General features: G+C 70.4%; 10 protein-coding genes. 4 read left to right on the top strand and 6 right to left on the bottom strand.

What is annotated here, in order from left to right; all coding sequences use genetic code 11:
• Positions 1–3: 3 nt before the first annotated feature.
• From QTI68_RS16595 to QTI68_RS16575, 5 genes are read right to left on the bottom strand one after another with little or no spacing between them, the layout of a single operon-like run.
• Entirely contained in the window at positions 4–1,065 is a 1,062-nt protein-coding gene (locus QTI68_RS16595) for a sensor histidine kinase (protein ID WP_286522794.1), read from the bottom strand.
• Entirely contained in the window at positions 1,062–2,099 is a 1,038-nt protein-coding gene (locus QTI68_RS16590) for an alpha/beta hydrolase family protein (RefSeq protein ID WP_286522793.1), read from the bottom strand. The genes QTI68_RS16595 and QTI68_RS16590 overlap by 4 nt, the downstream gene beginning before the upstream one ends.
• Entirely contained in the window at positions 2,093–2,383 is a 291-nt protein-coding gene (locus QTI68_RS16585; RefSeq protein WP_286522791.1) for a 2TM domain-containing protein, read from the bottom strand. Before QTI68_RS16585 ends, QTI68_RS16590 begins: the two co-directional genes overlap by 7 nt.
• A gap of 24 nt (positions 2,384–2,407) precedes the next feature.
• The gene (locus tag QTI68_RS16580; RefSeq protein ID WP_286522790.1) at positions 2,408–2,929 is read right to left on the bottom strand and encodes a DUF6622 family protein; all 522 of its coding nucleotides are present in this window, start codon (positions 2,927–2,929) and stop codon (positions 2,408–2,410) included.
• A 40-nt stretch (positions 2,930–2,969) separates the two neighbouring features.
• The gene (locus QTI68_RS16575) at positions 2,970–3,383 is read right to left on the bottom strand and encodes a DUF2306 domain-containing protein (protein WP_286522788.1); all 414 of its coding nucleotides are present in this window, start codon (positions 3,381–3,383) and stop codon (positions 2,970–2,972) included.
• A gap of 216 nt (positions 3,384–3,599) precedes the next feature.
• Here QTI68_RS16575 and QTI68_RS16570 point away from each other — a divergent pair, with 216 nt between their 5' ends.
• From QTI68_RS16570 to QTI68_RS16555, 4 genes are all read left to right on the top strand, one after another.
• Complete coding sequence (locus tag QTI68_RS16570) at positions 3,600–4,892, top strand: efflux RND transporter periplasmic adaptor subunit (RefSeq protein WP_286522786.1); 1,293 nt, start codon at positions 3,600–3,602, stop codon at positions 4,890–4,892.
• 10 nt (positions 4,893–4,902) lie between these two features.
• A complete protein-coding gene (locus QTI68_RS16565; protein WP_286523191.1) occupies positions 4,903–8,016 on the top strand; it encodes an efflux RND transporter permease subunit in 3,114 nt (1,037 codons plus the stop codon).
• A 499-nt stretch (positions 8,017–8,515) separates the two neighbouring features.
• Complete coding sequence (locus QTI68_RS16560; RefSeq protein ID WP_286522785.1) at positions 8,516–11,806, top strand: efflux RND transporter permease subunit; 3,291 nt, start codon at positions 8,516–8,518, stop codon at positions 11,804–11,806.
• Positions 11,803–13,260 carry an efflux transporter outer membrane subunit gene (locus QTI68_RS16555; protein ID WP_286522783.1) on the top strand — a complete coding sequence of 486 codons (1,458 nt, stop codon included), beginning with the start codon at positions 11,803–11,805 and terminating at the stop codon, positions 13,258–13,260. Before QTI68_RS16560 ends, QTI68_RS16555 begins: the two co-directional genes overlap by 4 nt.
• A 1-nt stretch (position 13,261) precedes the next feature.
• On the opposite strand, the gene QTI68_RS16550 is transcribed toward QTI68_RS16555, so the two are convergent.
• Positions 13,262–14,128 carry a MurR/RpiR family transcriptional regulator gene (locus QTI68_RS16550; protein WP_286522781.1) on the bottom strand — a complete coding sequence of 289 codons (867 nt, stop codon included), beginning with the start codon at positions 14,126–14,128 and terminating at the stop codon, positions 13,262–13,264.
• Positions 14,129–14,152: the final 24 nt, after the last annotated feature.

Here is a 14,152-nt window from a genome sequence, read left to right as displayed (position 1 = left end):
CGATCAGGTGGGAAAGACGACAGTTGCGAGGGTTCCGCCCGCGGCCGTCGCCTCGAGGGTCAGGCTGCCGCGCGCGCCGTAGACCGTGGCGAGGCGCTCGCGCACCTGCGTGACGCCGAAACCGCCGCCGTCGGACGGCGGCGCGGCGCCGAGCCCGACACCGGTGTCGAGGATCTCGATGCGGACCTGCGGCAGGCCGTCGGCGGCGCGGTTCTCGCGCAGCGCGCGAATGCGGATCTCGCCGCCCTCGACCTTCGGCTCGAGCCCGTGGCGGATGCTGTTCTCCACCAGGGGCTGCAGCAGCAGCGGCGGCACGGGCAGGTCGCGCAGGGCGTCGGGCAGGTCGAGCGCGAAGCGCAGGCGCGGACCCATGCGCACCGACATCAGTTCGAGGTAGTCGCGCAGGCGTTCGAATTCGCGCGCCAGCGGATGCGCAGTGGCGCGCGAGGCGGCGAGCGTGACGCGCAGGTAGTTGTTGAGATGGTCGAGCATCTCGACCGCCCGCGGCGGATCGACCATGATCAGCGCCCGCAGGTTGGCCAGCGTGTTGAACAGCATGTGCGGCTCGAGCTGGGTCTCCAGCAGCTTGAGCCGGGCCTCGCCGGCGTCGCGCTCGGCGGTGGCGATCTTGGCGATGAGGGCGGCGGCCTTGCCGCGGGCGTGGAAGTAGAAGCTCGCGGCGGCGCCGGCGACCACCGTGATGACCAGGCTGATGGTGTTGTCGCGCGAGGACGGGACGTTGCGGTAGTTGAAGAGGAAGTCGCCCACCCGGTCGCCCGCCAGGAAGCCGCAGGCGATGCCGATGGCCGTCAGCAGCAGGCCGCGCCAGCCTTGCGGCCAGCCATGGCCGCGGCCCGGGCCGCCGCCCTCGCAATGACGCTCGTCGACCAGGTAGCGGCCGAACTCGATGACGCTCCAGGTGATGGTCCCGACCGACAGCGCATAGCCGACCTGCACCAGGTAGGTCTTGTTCGGCCAGATGGCGGTGGTCAGCACGGCCACCACGCAGCAGAACGCGATGACTTGCAGGTAATGCCGGCCCGCGCTGGACCAATGGATCTTCATGGCGCCAGATTCTGGACGAAGAAGCGGGCGATGGCGTCGTAGACGGCGGGCAGGCTGGCCCGGTCGAAGCCCGGCGGGTCGTCCAGCAGCCGGGCCGCGCGCGGCGGCAGGTCGGGTGGCTGCGGCGACAGGATCGAGCCGTGGCCGGCCGACGGCATGTCGGCGACCAGCACGCAGGTCGTGCAGGCGGCGCGTACCGCGTCGATGTGCCAGGGCGGCGCCAGCCATTCGTCCTGGCCGGCACGCACCAGGCCGAGCGGGATCCGGGGCGTCGCTATCGAAGCCATGTCGATCGTCGCGGCCATGGGGACGGCGGCCACGGCGGCTGTGATCCGGGGATCGGTCCATGACTCGAGCGTGGTCTGGCTGCCCAGCTTGAAATGGATCACGCGGCGGGAGACCGCCAGGCGCATGCCGTCGAGCATGCCGCCCGTCAGCGCGGTCGCGAGGCCGACGCAGGCCGGGAAATCGTCGGCCAGGTGTGCCTGGCAATGGGCGTCCAGCAGGGCCGGCGACCAGCGGGCGCCGGCCAGCGTGAGCGCGGTCAGCCCACCGGCCGACATGCCGTAGACGCCGACGTGGCGGAAGTCCAGCAGCGGGGCGAAGCGCGCATCGGCCGCCATCGCGTCGATCGCCTGCGACACCTCCCGCGGCCGATGGCGCCAGGTGGCGGGACCGACGTCGCGCATGTCGCGGTAGTTGTCGCCGGCGTGCTCGGGCATGGCGACCGTGAAGCCGGCATCGACCAGCGCGATCGCCAGGTCGGCCTGCGGCCAGGGAGAGCCGCCCGAGCCGTGCGACATGACGACCAGGTGGCCGTTGCCGCGCAGCGGCGCCGCGTCGGACGCCAGCTCGAACGCGAACGGGCCGCGGACGAACCGGGCGGCCGGCGCGGCGGTCGGGAAGAACACCGTGACCGGACCGGTGTCCGGCGGTGCCGGCAGCACGGCGACACCGGTGGCGGCCGACGCCGCGTGGCCCAGGGCGCCGAGCAGCGCCAGCGCCAGCAGGCGCCGCAGGACCGCGGTCACCACGGGTCCCCCTTGGCGCTCGCGGCCAGCCTGGCGCGCTCGCGCTCGACCATGCGGCCGAGCAGCGCGCCGCCCGGCGGCAGCATCCAGACCGACAGGCCGTGGGCCAGCAAGCCGACGCCCCAGCCGAGCAGCGGGTAGATGGCCCAGCTGCGGCCGTTGGCCAGCGACAGGGCGACCAGCCCGAGGTTGACGAGGGCGTAGACCGCCGCATGGGCAAACCAGCCCAGCTTGGCCTTGGCCCGCCGCAGGGCGAGCTTTTCGATGCGTGCTTGATCGATGGACATGAGGGACTCCCGGGTCGAATGGATTCAGGCGCCGCCGACGTTGTACAACGCGCGGTCCTCGCGCAGCGCCAGCTTCCAGAGCCGGAGCGCGCGGCCGGCGAAGACACCGCTGAAGAAACCGTACATCAGGGGCACCGCGAGCGTGAAGGTGGCGTCGTGGCGGATTTCAGGATGCATCGCGAGCGTCGCCCCCACAGCGTACTTGGTGAAGAAGATGCCCATCATGAGCGCCAGCGGCACCGCGCTGCCGGCCAGGTGGAAGGTGCGCGACGCCGGCGTGTAGCGCGTGCTGGCCGGCAGCCCGCGCTGGAGCACCAGCGTCAGGGCCACCAGGGCGGTGGTGGCCCAGGCCAGCAGGGCGGTCGGCGAATCGCCGAAAGCCGAGGTCACACCGAAGATCGACAGGCCGGTCATCACGATCGGCATGACCGTCACGCGCCCCAGGCCAACGCTGTTCGCGAACAGCTGCTTGGCGCCGAGCCACACCAGTGCCGCGAACAGGACGAACACCCACTTGGGCGTGTGCAGGAAGATCTGGGTCAGCATGGTGGTTCTCCGTGGGAGGGTTGAAGAATGGCGGTTCCGTTCAAGCGAGGCCGAGCCATTGGCCCCAGAGGATCTGGCCCAGATAGCGGCTCGGCAGCAAGGTGAAGGCGCCGGCGACGATGCAGGCGCTGATGTAGGTCGCCTGCATGGCGATGCGGTGGCCGCGGATGTCGCCCTTGGCGAGCTTCCAGAAGGCGCGCGACAGGCCGAAGAAGGTGGCCGGCACCAGCAGGTGCACCAGCGTGTAGCCGCCGATGTTGGGCAGCCTGAAATCGCGGATGAAGAGCGCCGACAGCGCGGCCATGACGATCAGCGTGACCCAGGCGTAGCCCAGTGCGCGGTGCAGGCGCGGCCGCTGGGTCCGGCTCTGGCGGGCCCAGAGCACCACCGGCCCGAGGGCCAGGGCGGAGGCGGCGGCGGCGAGGTGGACGGCGATCACGGGGGACATCTGCATGGCGGGCTCCTGAAGACGATGGGCGGACTGTGCCGAGGCTCCCGGGCGCCCGCCACGGCCATGCGACGAACTGCAGCCGGGCGGCGCCAGTTGCATTCGGTGATCGCCGGACGCACGCGGTCAACGCCGGCTTTACCGAGGCTTTACGGTTCGTAAGGGCTGGGCGCTACGATTCGGCGATCCACTACGGGCTGCCGAATCCACGCCCACTCACCGATGTCGTCCCCCCTTCCCGAGCCCGCCACCGATCACCTCCCCACGATCCGCCCTGTTCCTTCACGACGGCGGCGCTGGCTCGGCAGCCTGGTGGCGCTGGCCGTGGTGCTGGGCCTGGCCGTGGGCGGCTGGTACCTGATCAAGCGTTCCGGCGAGCCGGCCGGCGGCCGGCCGAATTTCGGCGGCGCCAGTTCCACGGTCGGCCACGCGGCTGCCAGGCGCATGCAGATGCCGATCGTGATCGACGCCCTCGGCACCGTGACGCCGCTGGCCACCATCACGCTCAAGCCGCAGGTCGGCGGCGTGCTGACCGAGGTGCTCTACACCGAGGGCCAGTCGGTCGCCAAGGGACAGCTGCTGGCCCGCATCGACCCGCGTCCCTACGAACAGGCCTTGATGCAGGCCCAGGGCACCCGGGTGCGCGACGAGGCCCAGCTCGAGGCCGCGCGCGTGACCCTGTCGCGCTACCGCACGCTGCTGACCCAGGACTCGATCGCCCGCCAGGACGTCGACACCCAGGCGGCGCTGGTCAAGCAGCTCGAAGGCGCCGTGATCACCGACCGCGCCGCCGAAGCGGCCGCCAAGCTCAACCTCGACTACACCCGGATCACCGCGCCGGTGGCCGGCCGCATCGGGTTGCGCACGGTCGATCCGGGCAACAACGTGGCGGCCAACGCCAGCACCGGCATCGCGGTGATCACCCAGATGAACCCGATCGACGTCCAGTTCGCGGTGCCTCAGGACCGTGTGCCCGACATTCAGGCCCAGCTCGCCAAGGGCGAGGCGCTGCAGGTCAAGGCGCTCGACCGGGTGCGCAGCGCGGTGCTCGATACCGGCGTCTTCTCGACCCTCGACAACGTGGTCGACACCAGCACCGGCACGGTGCGGGCCAAGGCGCGCTTCGCCAACAACGGCACGCCGCTGTTCCCGAACCAGTTCGTCAACGTTCAGATGGTGCTGCGCACCGTCGATGCGCTGGTGGTTCCGGTCACCGCGGTGCGTATCGGGCCCAACGGCAACTTCGTCTACGTGGTCAACGAGGACCGGACGGTGTCGGTGCGCAACGTCAAGCGCGGCGACGCCACGGTCGACGTGGTGGCGATCCTCGATGGCCTGACGGCCGGCGAGGATGTCGTCACCGAAGGCGGCGACCGGCTGAAGGACGGCGCCCGCGTGGCGCTGCAGGGCGACAAGCCGGCGACGGCGCCGCGGCCGGGCGCGTCCGGTCCGCGCGGCCCGCGCGCGCCCGGCAGTCCGGGCGGCGAGGGCAGGCGTCAGCGGCCGCCGCAGTGAGGCAGACGTGCTGAGTCCTTCACGTCCCTTCATCGAGCGGCCGGTCGCGACCGCGCTGCTCATGGTCGCGATCGTGCTCGCGGGCCTGGTCGGTTTCCGATTTCTTCCGCTGGCGGCGCTGCCGCAGGTCGACTATCCGACGATCCAGGTGCAGACGCTCTACCCGGGCGCCAGTCCCGAGGTCATGAGCCGCACCGTGACCGCGCCGCTGGAGCGCCAGTTCGGCCAGATGGCGGGCCTCGACCGCATGAGCTCGACCAGCGCCACCGGCGTCTCGATCGTGACCCTGCAGTTCGCGCTCGACCAGACCCTGGACGTCGCCGAGCAGCAGGTGCAGGCGGCCATCAACGCCGGCGGCTCGCTGCTGCCGGCCGACCTGCCGGCGCCGCCGGTCTACGCCAAGGTCAACCCGGCCGATGCGCCGATCCTGACCCTGGCCGTGAGCTCCGAGACCATGCCGCTGACCGAGGTGCAGAACCTGGTCAACACGCGGCTGGCGCAGAAGATCAGCCAGGTCGGCGGTGTCGGGCTGGTGTCGCTGTCGGGCGGCCAGCGCCCGGCGGTGCGCATCCAGGCCAACACCAACGCGCTGGCCGCGGTCGGCATCGGCCTGGACACCCTGCGCACCGCGATCGCGGCGGCCAACGCCAACAGCGCCAAGGGCGGCTTCGACGGCCCGAAGCGGGCCTACACGATCAACGCCAACGACCAGCTGGTGACCGCGGCCGACTACAAGAACCTGATCGTTGCCTGGAAGAACGGCGCGCCGGTGCGCATGACCGATGTGGCGCGCGTCATCGATGGCGCCGAGAACACCCAGCTCGGCGCCTGGGCCGGTTCGGATTCGAGCGCCGCGCCGGGCGCGCAGGACGGCAAGCTCTATCCCGCGATCATCCTCAACGTGCAGCGCCAGCCCGGCGCCAACGTGATCGGCACGGTCGATGGCGTCAAGAAGCTGCTGCCCGAGCTCGAAGCCTCGTTGCCGGGCGCGCTCAAGGTCGAGGTTCTGAGCGACCGCACCACCGGCATCCGGGCCTCGGTGCGCCACGTGCAACTCGAGCTCGCGCTGGCGGTGGTGATGGTGGTGCTGGTGATCTTCTTCTTCCTGCACAGCCTGCGCGCCACCGTGATCGCCAGTATCGCGGTGCCGATCTCGCTGATCGGCACCTGCGGCCTGATGTACCTGCTGGGCTACAGCCTCAACAACCTGAGCCTGATGGCGCTGACCATCGCGACCGGCTTCGTGGTCGACGATGCGATCGTGATGATCGAGAACATCGCACGGTACCTCGAAGAGGGCGAGCCGCCGTTCCAGGCCGCGCTCAAGGGCGCGACCCAGATCGGCTTCACCATCATCTCGCTGACGGTGTCGCTGGTCGCGGTGCTGATCCCGCTGCTGTTCATGGGCGACGTGGTGGGGCGGCTGTTCCGCGAGTTCGCCGTGACCCTGGCGATCACGATCCTGATCTCGGCCGTGGTCTCGCTGACGCTGGTGCCGATGATGTCGGCGCGCTGGCTCAAGCCGCAGGCCGAGGAGGGCGGGCGCTTCGGTGCCGCGGTGCAGCGCTTCTTCGATCGCGTCATCGCGCGCTACGACACCTGGCTGCAATGGGTGTTCCGCCACCAGCCGCTGACCTTGGTGGTGGCGCTGCTGACGCTGGCGCTGACCGTGGCGCTGTACGTGCTGATTCCCAAGGGCCTGTTCCCGACCCAGGACACCGGGCAGCTCAAGGCGCGGGTGCTGGCCGCACAGGAAGTGTCCTATGCGCGGATGGCCGAACTGCAGCAGTCGGCGGCCAACATCGTGCTGGCCGACCCGGACGTGCAGAGCCTGAGTTCGGTGGTCGGCGTCGACGCCGCCAACAACATGGCGCTCAACACCGGCAGCATGCTGATCAACCTGCGCTCCGGCCATGACAGCCAGGCTGTCGTGATGCAGCGGCTGCGCGACCGCGTGCGCGAAGGCGTGGCCGGCGTGTCGCTCTACCTGCAGCCGACGCAGGACCTGACCATCGACGCCGAGACCGGGCCGACCGAGTTCCGGGTCTCGCTCGAAGGCGCCGACACGGCGACCGTGAACACTTGGGCGCAGAAGCTGGTCGAGCGCCTGCGCAGCGTGCCGCAGGTGCGCAACCCGACCACCGACGCCGGCGCCCAGGGCCTGTCGGCCTACGTCGACATCGACCGCAACACGGCGTCGCGGCTGTCGGTGACGGCTAGCTCGGTCGACGATGCGCTCTACAGCGCCTTCGGCCAGCGGATCGTCTCCACCATCTTCACCGAGACCAACCAGTACCGCGTGATCCTCGAGGCCGACCGCGAGTCGCTGTCCTCGCCGGAGGGCCTGGGCACGCTGCAGCTGCGCACCGGCGGCGGCACGGCGACGCCGCTGTCGGCGCTGGCGACGGTGCGCGAGCAGTTCGCGCCGCTGCAGGTCACGCGGGTGGCCCAGTACCCGGCCGCCACCATCGGCTTCGACACGCCACCGAACGTGGCGCTGGGCAAGTCGGTGGCGGCGATCCGCGCCGCGGCCAAGGACATCGCGCTGCCGCCGAGCGTGACCATGACCTTCCTCGGCGCCGCCGGGGCCTACGAGAAGTCGCTGACCAACCAGCTGTGGCTGATCCTGGCGGCGGTGGTGTGCGTCTACATCGTGCTGGGGGTGCTCTACGAAAGCTACATCCACCCGCTGACCATCCTGTCGACCTTGCCGTCGGCCGGCGTCGGCGCGCTGCTGGCGCTGATGGTGACCGGCAACGACCTCGGGGTGATCGGCATCATCGGCATCATCCTGCTGATCGGCATCGTCAAGAAGAACGCGATCATGATGATCGACTTCGCGATCGACGCCGAGCGCAACCAGGGCAAGGGGCCGCTGGAGGCGATCCACCAGGCGGCGCTGCTGCGCTTCCGTCCGATCCTGATGACCACGCTGGCGGCGCTGTTCGCGGCGCTGCCGTTGATGCTGGGCTGGGGCGAGGGCGCCGAGCTGCGGCGTCCGCTTGGCCTCGCGATTTTTGGCGGGCTGGTGGTGAGCCAGGTGCTGACCTTGTTCACCACGCCGGTGATCTACCTGGGCTTCGATCGGCTGGGGCGGCGGTTCGGGGCGAGGGCCGTGGCATGATTTTCTCTTGTCGCTGGAAGGGCGCCCGGCATGCGGTGCGGGCCGAACGACCCCACTGCGCCGGCCCTTCGGGCTGCCTTGCGGTGCTCGCTTCAGGCGGGGTCCGCGCGAAACTCGCTTCGCTCAAACACGCGCGGCCCTTTTTCCGCCTGAAGCTGCGCTCCTCAGCGGCGCAGAGGGGATCGCTCGTCCCGCACCGCATGCCGGGCACAGGGGGTGATCAAAGAGTTGCGACGCCTCCAACTCCGATGCAACCCCAACGTGTCAGCGGTGGCGGGCGGTATGCCCTGGGTCGGCCGTTGAGGCACCGCCGAGCAGCGCAGCGGTGCGCGGAAAAAGGGCCGCGCGTGTTTGAGTGGAGCGCAGCGGAGCGAGTTTGCGCGGACCCCGCGTACCGCGAGCAGCGCAGGGCAGCCGCGAAGCGGCCGGTGACGTCGGCCGGCCCAGGGCATACCGCCCGCCATCGCCGCCCCGAATCGACGGCGTGCGGAGAGGCGACATGAACCTCTCCAAGCCCTTCGTAGAGCGCCCCATCGCCACGATGCTCCTGACAATAGGCATCGCCCTGGCAGGCATCGTCGCCTTCTTCGTGCTGCCGGTCTCGCCGCTGCCGCAGGTCGACTATCCGACCATCTCGGTGCAGGCCAGCCTGGCGGGCGCCAGTCCGAGCACCATGGCCTCGAGCGTCGCCACGCCGCTGGAGCGAAGGCTGGGCATCATCCCGGGCGTCAACGAGCTCACATCGACCAGTTCCAACGGCTCGGCCCGGGTCACGCTGCAGTTCGACCTGAGCCGCAACATCGACAGCGCCGCGCGCGAGGTGCAGGCCGCGATCAACGCCGCTCGCGCCGACCTGCCGGCCACGCTGCGCAGCAACCCGACCTACCGCAAGCGCAACCCGACCGCGGCACCGGTCGTGATCCTGGCGCTGACCTCGAAGACCCGCACGCCGGGCCAGATCTACGAAGCGGTCTCGAATATCGTGAGCCAGCGGCTGTCGCAGGTCGAGGGCGTCGGCGAGGTCGAGATCGGCGGCGGTTCGCTGCCCGCGGTGCGGGTCGAGCTCGAGCCCTTTGCACTGAACCGATTCGGCATCAGCACCGAGGACGTGCGCGCCGCGATCCAGGCCAACAACGCCAACCGGCCCAAGGGCGCGATCGAGACCGCCGACCGCCGGCTGCAGATCTACACGCCGGCACCGGGGCGCTATGCCGCCGAGTACCGCGACATGGTGATCGCCTGGCGCAACAACGCCGCGGTGCGGCTGGGCGACGTCGCACGGGTGATCGACAGCGTCGAGAACACGCGCACGCTGGGCTTGTTCAACGGCGAACCCGCAGTGATCGTGCTGGTGACGCAGTCGCCCGGCGCCAACATCATCGAGACCGTCGACGGCGTGCGCGAACTGCTGCCCGAACTGCGCGCGCAGCTGCCGCAGGACATCGACGTCCAGGTGGCGTCCGACCGCACCAACACCATCCGCGCCTCGCTGCGCGAGATCGAGATCACGCTCATGATCTCGGTGGCGCTGGTCGTGCTGGTGGTGGGCCTGTTCCTGCGCAAGGCGCGCGCCACCATCGTGCCGGCGGTGGCGACCGTGGTCTCGCTGCTCGGAACCTTCGGCATCATGTACCTGCTGGGCTACAGCCTCAACAACCTGAGCCTGATGGCGCTCACCGTCGCCACCGGCTTCGTCGTCGACGACGCCATCGTGGTGCTCGAGAACACCACCCGCCACGTCGAGGCCGGCATGAACCGCGTCGAGGCCGCGCTGCGCGGCGCCCGCGAGGTCGGCTTCACGGTGCTGTCGATCAGCCTGTCGCTGGTGGCGGTGTTCATCCCGCTGCTGTTCATGGGCGGGCAGGTCGGCCGGCTGTTCCGCGAATTCGCGGTCACGCTGTCGGCCTCGGTGCTGATCTCGCTGGTGATCTCGCTCACCACCACGCCGATGCTGTGCGCCATGCTGCTGCGCAGCGAGGCCGATGAAGCCAAGGGCAAGCCGCCCGGGCGCCTGCGCGCCTGGTTTGGCCGTGTCGGCGAGCGGGCCTGGAACGGCACGCTGCGCACCTACGCCCACAGCCTCGACTGGGCCCTGGCCAGCAAGGGCGTGGTCGTCGTGGTGCTGCTGGCGGTGATCGGCCTCAACGTCTATCTGTTCAACGCCATTCCCAAGGGCTACTTCCCGCAGCAGGACAACGGCCAGCTCAATGCCGGGCTGCGCGCCGACCAGAGCATCTCGTCGGCGGCCATCGCCGACAAGCTGCGCCAGGCGGTGGACATCATCCGCAAGGACCCGGCGGTCGACACGGTGGTCGGGTTCTCGGGCGGGGGGCGCTCGGGCGGCGGCTTCATGTTCGTCAACCTCAAGCCGGTATCGCAGCGCACCGACAAGACCCAGGCGGTGATCGACCGCCTGCGCCCCCAGCTCAACCAGCTGACCGGCCTGCGCGTGTTCCTGAGCCCGGTGCAGGACCTGCGCATGGGCGGGCGCTCGAGCAATTCGAGCTACCAGTACACGCTCAAGAGCGACAACCTGGGCGACCTGCGCACCTGGTCGACCAAGCTCGCCAACCGGCTGCGCGAGGAGACTGCGCTGACCGACGTCGACAGCGACGATGCGGACAACGGCGTCGAGACCTTCGTCGACGTCGACCGCGATGCCGCCGCCCGGCTCGGCGTGAGTTCGTCGGCGGTCGACAGCGCGCTCTACAACGCCTTCGGACAGCGCTCGGTGGCGACCATCTACGACGAGCTCAACCAGTACTCGGTGGTGATGGAATGGGCGCCGCGCTTCCAGCGCTCGCCGATCGTGCTGAAGGACCTGTACGTGCCCTCGACCTTGCAGACCAGCACCGATGCCAACGGCCAGTCGATCACCAGTTCGATCAAGAACACGACCGACGCCAACACCGGCACCTCGACCACGGTGTCGGCCAATCCGGCCCTGCGCACCGCGTCCACCGGGCAGCAGATCGCCACCGACACCACGCTGATGGTGCCGCTGTCGGCCTTCGCCAAGCTCAGCGAGCGGGCGGTGCCGACCTCGATCGACCACCAGGACACCGAGCTCGCGAGCACGGTCTCGTTCAGCCTGGCCGACGGCGTCAGCCTGTCGGACGCCAAGCGCATCGTGGCGCAGGCCGAGGCCGACATCGCGATGCCGATCAACGTGCGCGGCAGCTTCCAGGGCACGGCGCTGGCGGCTCAGCAGTCGCAGGGCCAGCAGTGGTTCCTGATCGTCGCGGCGCTGGTGGTGATCTACATCGTACTCGGGGTGCTCTACGAAAGCCTGGTGCATCCGATCACCGTGCTGACCACGCTGCCCTCGGCCGGGGTCGGCGCGGTGCTGGCGCTCTTGATGTTCCGCATGGAGTTCTCGATCATTGCGCTGATCGGCGTCTTCCTCTTGATCGGCATCGTCAAGAAGAACGCGATCCTGATCATCGACTTCGCGCTCGAGGCCGAACGCTCGCGCGGGCTCAGCGCCGTGGAAGCGGTGCGCGAGGCCTGCCTGCTGCGCTTCCGCCCGATCCTGATGACCACGCTGGCGGCCGCGCTCGGTGCGCTGCCGCTGGCGATCGGCTTCGGGCTGGGCTCGGAGCTGCGCCAGCCGCTGGGCGTCGCGATCATCGGCGGGCTGATCGCCAGCCAGCTGCTGACCCTCCTCACCACGCCGGTCGTCTACGTGCTGCTCGACAAGCTGCGCCGGCGGCCCGCCAATGAAAAGTCCCTGAGCCGCGGCGCCGATTCCGCCCCGTCCGGCACGCCCGATATCGCCTTGAACCCATGACCGCAGCTACACGTTCTTTCCCCCGCCTTCCCCTGGCACTGGCCCTGGCGGTGCTGCTGGCCGGCTGCGCCGTCGGCCCGGCCTACGAGCGGCCACCGGTTACGACGCCGGCCGCCTGGAAGTCGGCCCCGGCCGCCGCCGGCTGGCAGCCCGCGGCACCGGCCGATGCCTTCGACCGGGGCGAGTGGTGGAAGCTCTTCGGCGACGCCACGCTCGACGAACTCGCGGCGCGCGTCCAGATCTCGAACCAGAACGTTGCCGCGTCGGTCGCCAGCTACGCGCAGGCCCAGGCACTGGTGCGCGGCCAGCGAGCCGCGCTGTTCCCGCAGGTCACGCTCGACGGCAGCGCGCGCCGTACCGGGGGCCGCGACATCTCGGCCGCCACCGCCTCCGCGGCGGCGCTGGGCGTCGACTGGCAGCCGGACGTCTGGGGCCGGCTGCGCCAGGCGGTCGACAGCGCGCAGGCCAACGCACAGGCCAGCGAGGCCGACCTGGCGGCGGCGCGCCTGTCGGCCGTGGGCGACCTCGCCACCAACTACTTCTCGCTGCGCGAAGCCGATGCCGAACTGCAGATCCTCGACGACACGCTCGAGGGCTACCAGCGCAGCCTGCAGATCACGCGCAACCGCTATGCCGCCAGCATCGCCGCCCAGAGCGACGTGCTGCAGGCCGAGACGCTGTACGCCAACACCCAGGCCGAGCGCGCGGCGCTGAAGCGCAACCGCGACGCGCTCGAGCATGCGATCGCGGTGCTGGTCGGCGTCGCGCCGGCCGACTTCAGCCTGCCGGTGGCCGAGTGGAAGATGACGGTGCCCGGCGTGCCTGCCGAGCTGCCGTCGACCTTGCTCGAGCGCCGGCCGGACATCGCGGCGGCCGAGCGCCAGGTGGCGGCGGCGAACGCGCAGATCGGCATCGCGCGCTCGGCCTACTACCCGAACTTCAGCCTGAGCGGCGGCATCAGCACCAGCGCATCGCGCATCGGCGACCTGTTCAATGCCTCGAACACGCTGTGGTCGCTCGGCCTGTCGGTGGCGCAGGTGGTGTTCGACGGCGGTGCGATCGGCGCCAGCGTCGATGCCGCCAAGGCCGGCCACGAGGCCACGGTGGCGCGCTACCGCCAGACCGTGCTGGCCGCCTTCCAGAGCGTCGAGGACCAGCTGACCGCGGGCGGCAGCCTGGCGCAGCAGGAGGACCTGCGCCGCCAGAGCTCGGCCGCGGCCGACCGCACCGAGCAGCAGTTCCTGAACCGCTACCGGGCCGGCACCATCGACTACACCAGCGTGGTGGTGGCGCAGGTGTCGGCGCTCAACAGCCGGCGCGCACTGCTGCAGGTGCAGGTCAACCGCCAGGTGGCCGCCATCACGCTGATCCAGTCGCTGGGTGGCGGCTGGCATGCCGAGTGGATGGCGCCGGCGCCGCAGCCGGTCGCCGCGGCGTCGCTGCCCAAGTCATGATTCAGGCGCCGCGCAGCCGCGGCGGCTGCAGGTAGGCGCCGGACTCGAACAACTGGGTTTCGGCCTGGTCGATGCGCTTCACGACCGGCTTGCCGGCGCGGCTCGCGAGGAGCTCCAGCAGCGCTTCGGCCAGCGCCGTGCCGGCGGCGATCGAGGGAAAGAACGACGGGCTCTGGATCGCGAACAGCAAGGTCTCGTCGGCCAGCAGCGACAGCGGCGAGGCCGCGCTGTCGGTCAGCGCCAACACCTTGCAGCCCGCCGCCCGGGCGGCCTCGGCCACCTGCAACGCCTCGCGCGAATAGGGGGCGAAACTGGCGACGACCAGCGCATCGCCCTTGCTCATCGCGCGCTGCTGCATCTCCAGCGAGCCGCCCTGGCCGTCGATCAGCTGCACGCTGGTGCGGAACATCCGGTACACGTAGACGAACGAGAAGGCGATCGGGAAGCAGGCCCTGAAGCCGGCGGCATGCACCGTGGCCGCCTTTTCCAGCAGGGCGCAAGCCTTCTGCAACGAGGCGGCGCTCTGCCGTTGTGTCGCCTCGAGGTTGCGGCGCTGCACCTCGAACATCTCCTCGACCAGGCCGTGGTCGGTCGCCCGGCCGACCAGCGTGCGGGCCCGCTCGCCGTAGGCCTCCGGACCGAGCCCCATCTCCGACGCCACCGCTTCCTTGAACTGCGGCCAGCCGGCATAGCCCAGGTGCTGGGCGAAGCGCACCAGCGTGGCGGGGGTGCCGCCCGAGCGCGTCCCGATCGTGCGCATCGAATGAGTGACCACGTCATTGGGGTGGTCGAGCACGTACCTGGCCACCTGCTGCAGCGCGGGGCTCAGGCCGGCGAAGCGCTGGCGGAGATCGTCCTTGACGCCCATGGAAGTCCTGTTGTGGTTTGGAAC

This window comes from Variovorax sp. J31P207 (assembly GCF_030316965.1).
GTDB classification, from domain to species: Bacteria; Pseudomonadota; Gammaproteobacteria; order Burkholderiales; family Burkholderiaceae_C; genus Variovorax; species Variovorax ginsengisoli_B.
Note: the sequence above shows the minus strand (reverse complement) of the source record. Positions and strands in the feature narration are given on the sequence as shown.

What these genes read in the sequence shown, in the direction of transcription:
- QTI68_RS16585 (WP_286522791.1), bottom strand. Translation starts at nt 2,383, where the DNA reads ATGTCCATCGATCAAGCACGCATCGAAAAGCTCGCCCTGCGGCGGGCC.
- QTI68_RS16550 (WP_286522781.1), bottom strand. Translation starts at nt 14,128, where the DNA reads ATGGGCGTCAAGGACGATCTCCGCCAGCGCTTCGCCGGCCTGAGCCCC.
- QTI68_RS16555 (WP_286522783.1), top strand. Translation starts at nt 11,803, where the DNA reads ATGACCGCAGCTACACGTTCTTTCCCCCGCCTTCCCCTGGCACTGGCC.
- QTI68_RS16570 (WP_286522786.1), top strand. Translation starts at nt 3,600, where the DNA reads ATGTCGTCCCCCCTTCCCGAGCCCGCCACCGATCACCTCCCCACGATC.
- QTI68_RS16580 (WP_286522790.1), bottom strand. Translation starts at nt 2,929, where the DNA reads ATGCTGACCCAGATCTTCCTGCACACGCCCAAGTGGGTGTTCGTCCTG.
- QTI68_RS16595 (WP_286522794.1), bottom strand. Translation starts at nt 1,065, where the DNA reads ATGAAGATCCATTGGTCCAGCGCGGGCCGGCATTACCTGCAAGTCATC.
- QTI68_RS16575 (WP_286522788.1), bottom strand. Translation starts at nt 3,383, where the DNA reads ATGCAGATGTCCCCCGTGATCGCCGTCCACCTCGCCGCCGCCGCCTCC.
- QTI68_RS16560 (WP_286522785.1), top strand. Translation starts at nt 8,516, where the DNA reads ATGAACCTCTCCAAGCCCTTCGTAGAGCGCCCCATCGCCACGATGCTC.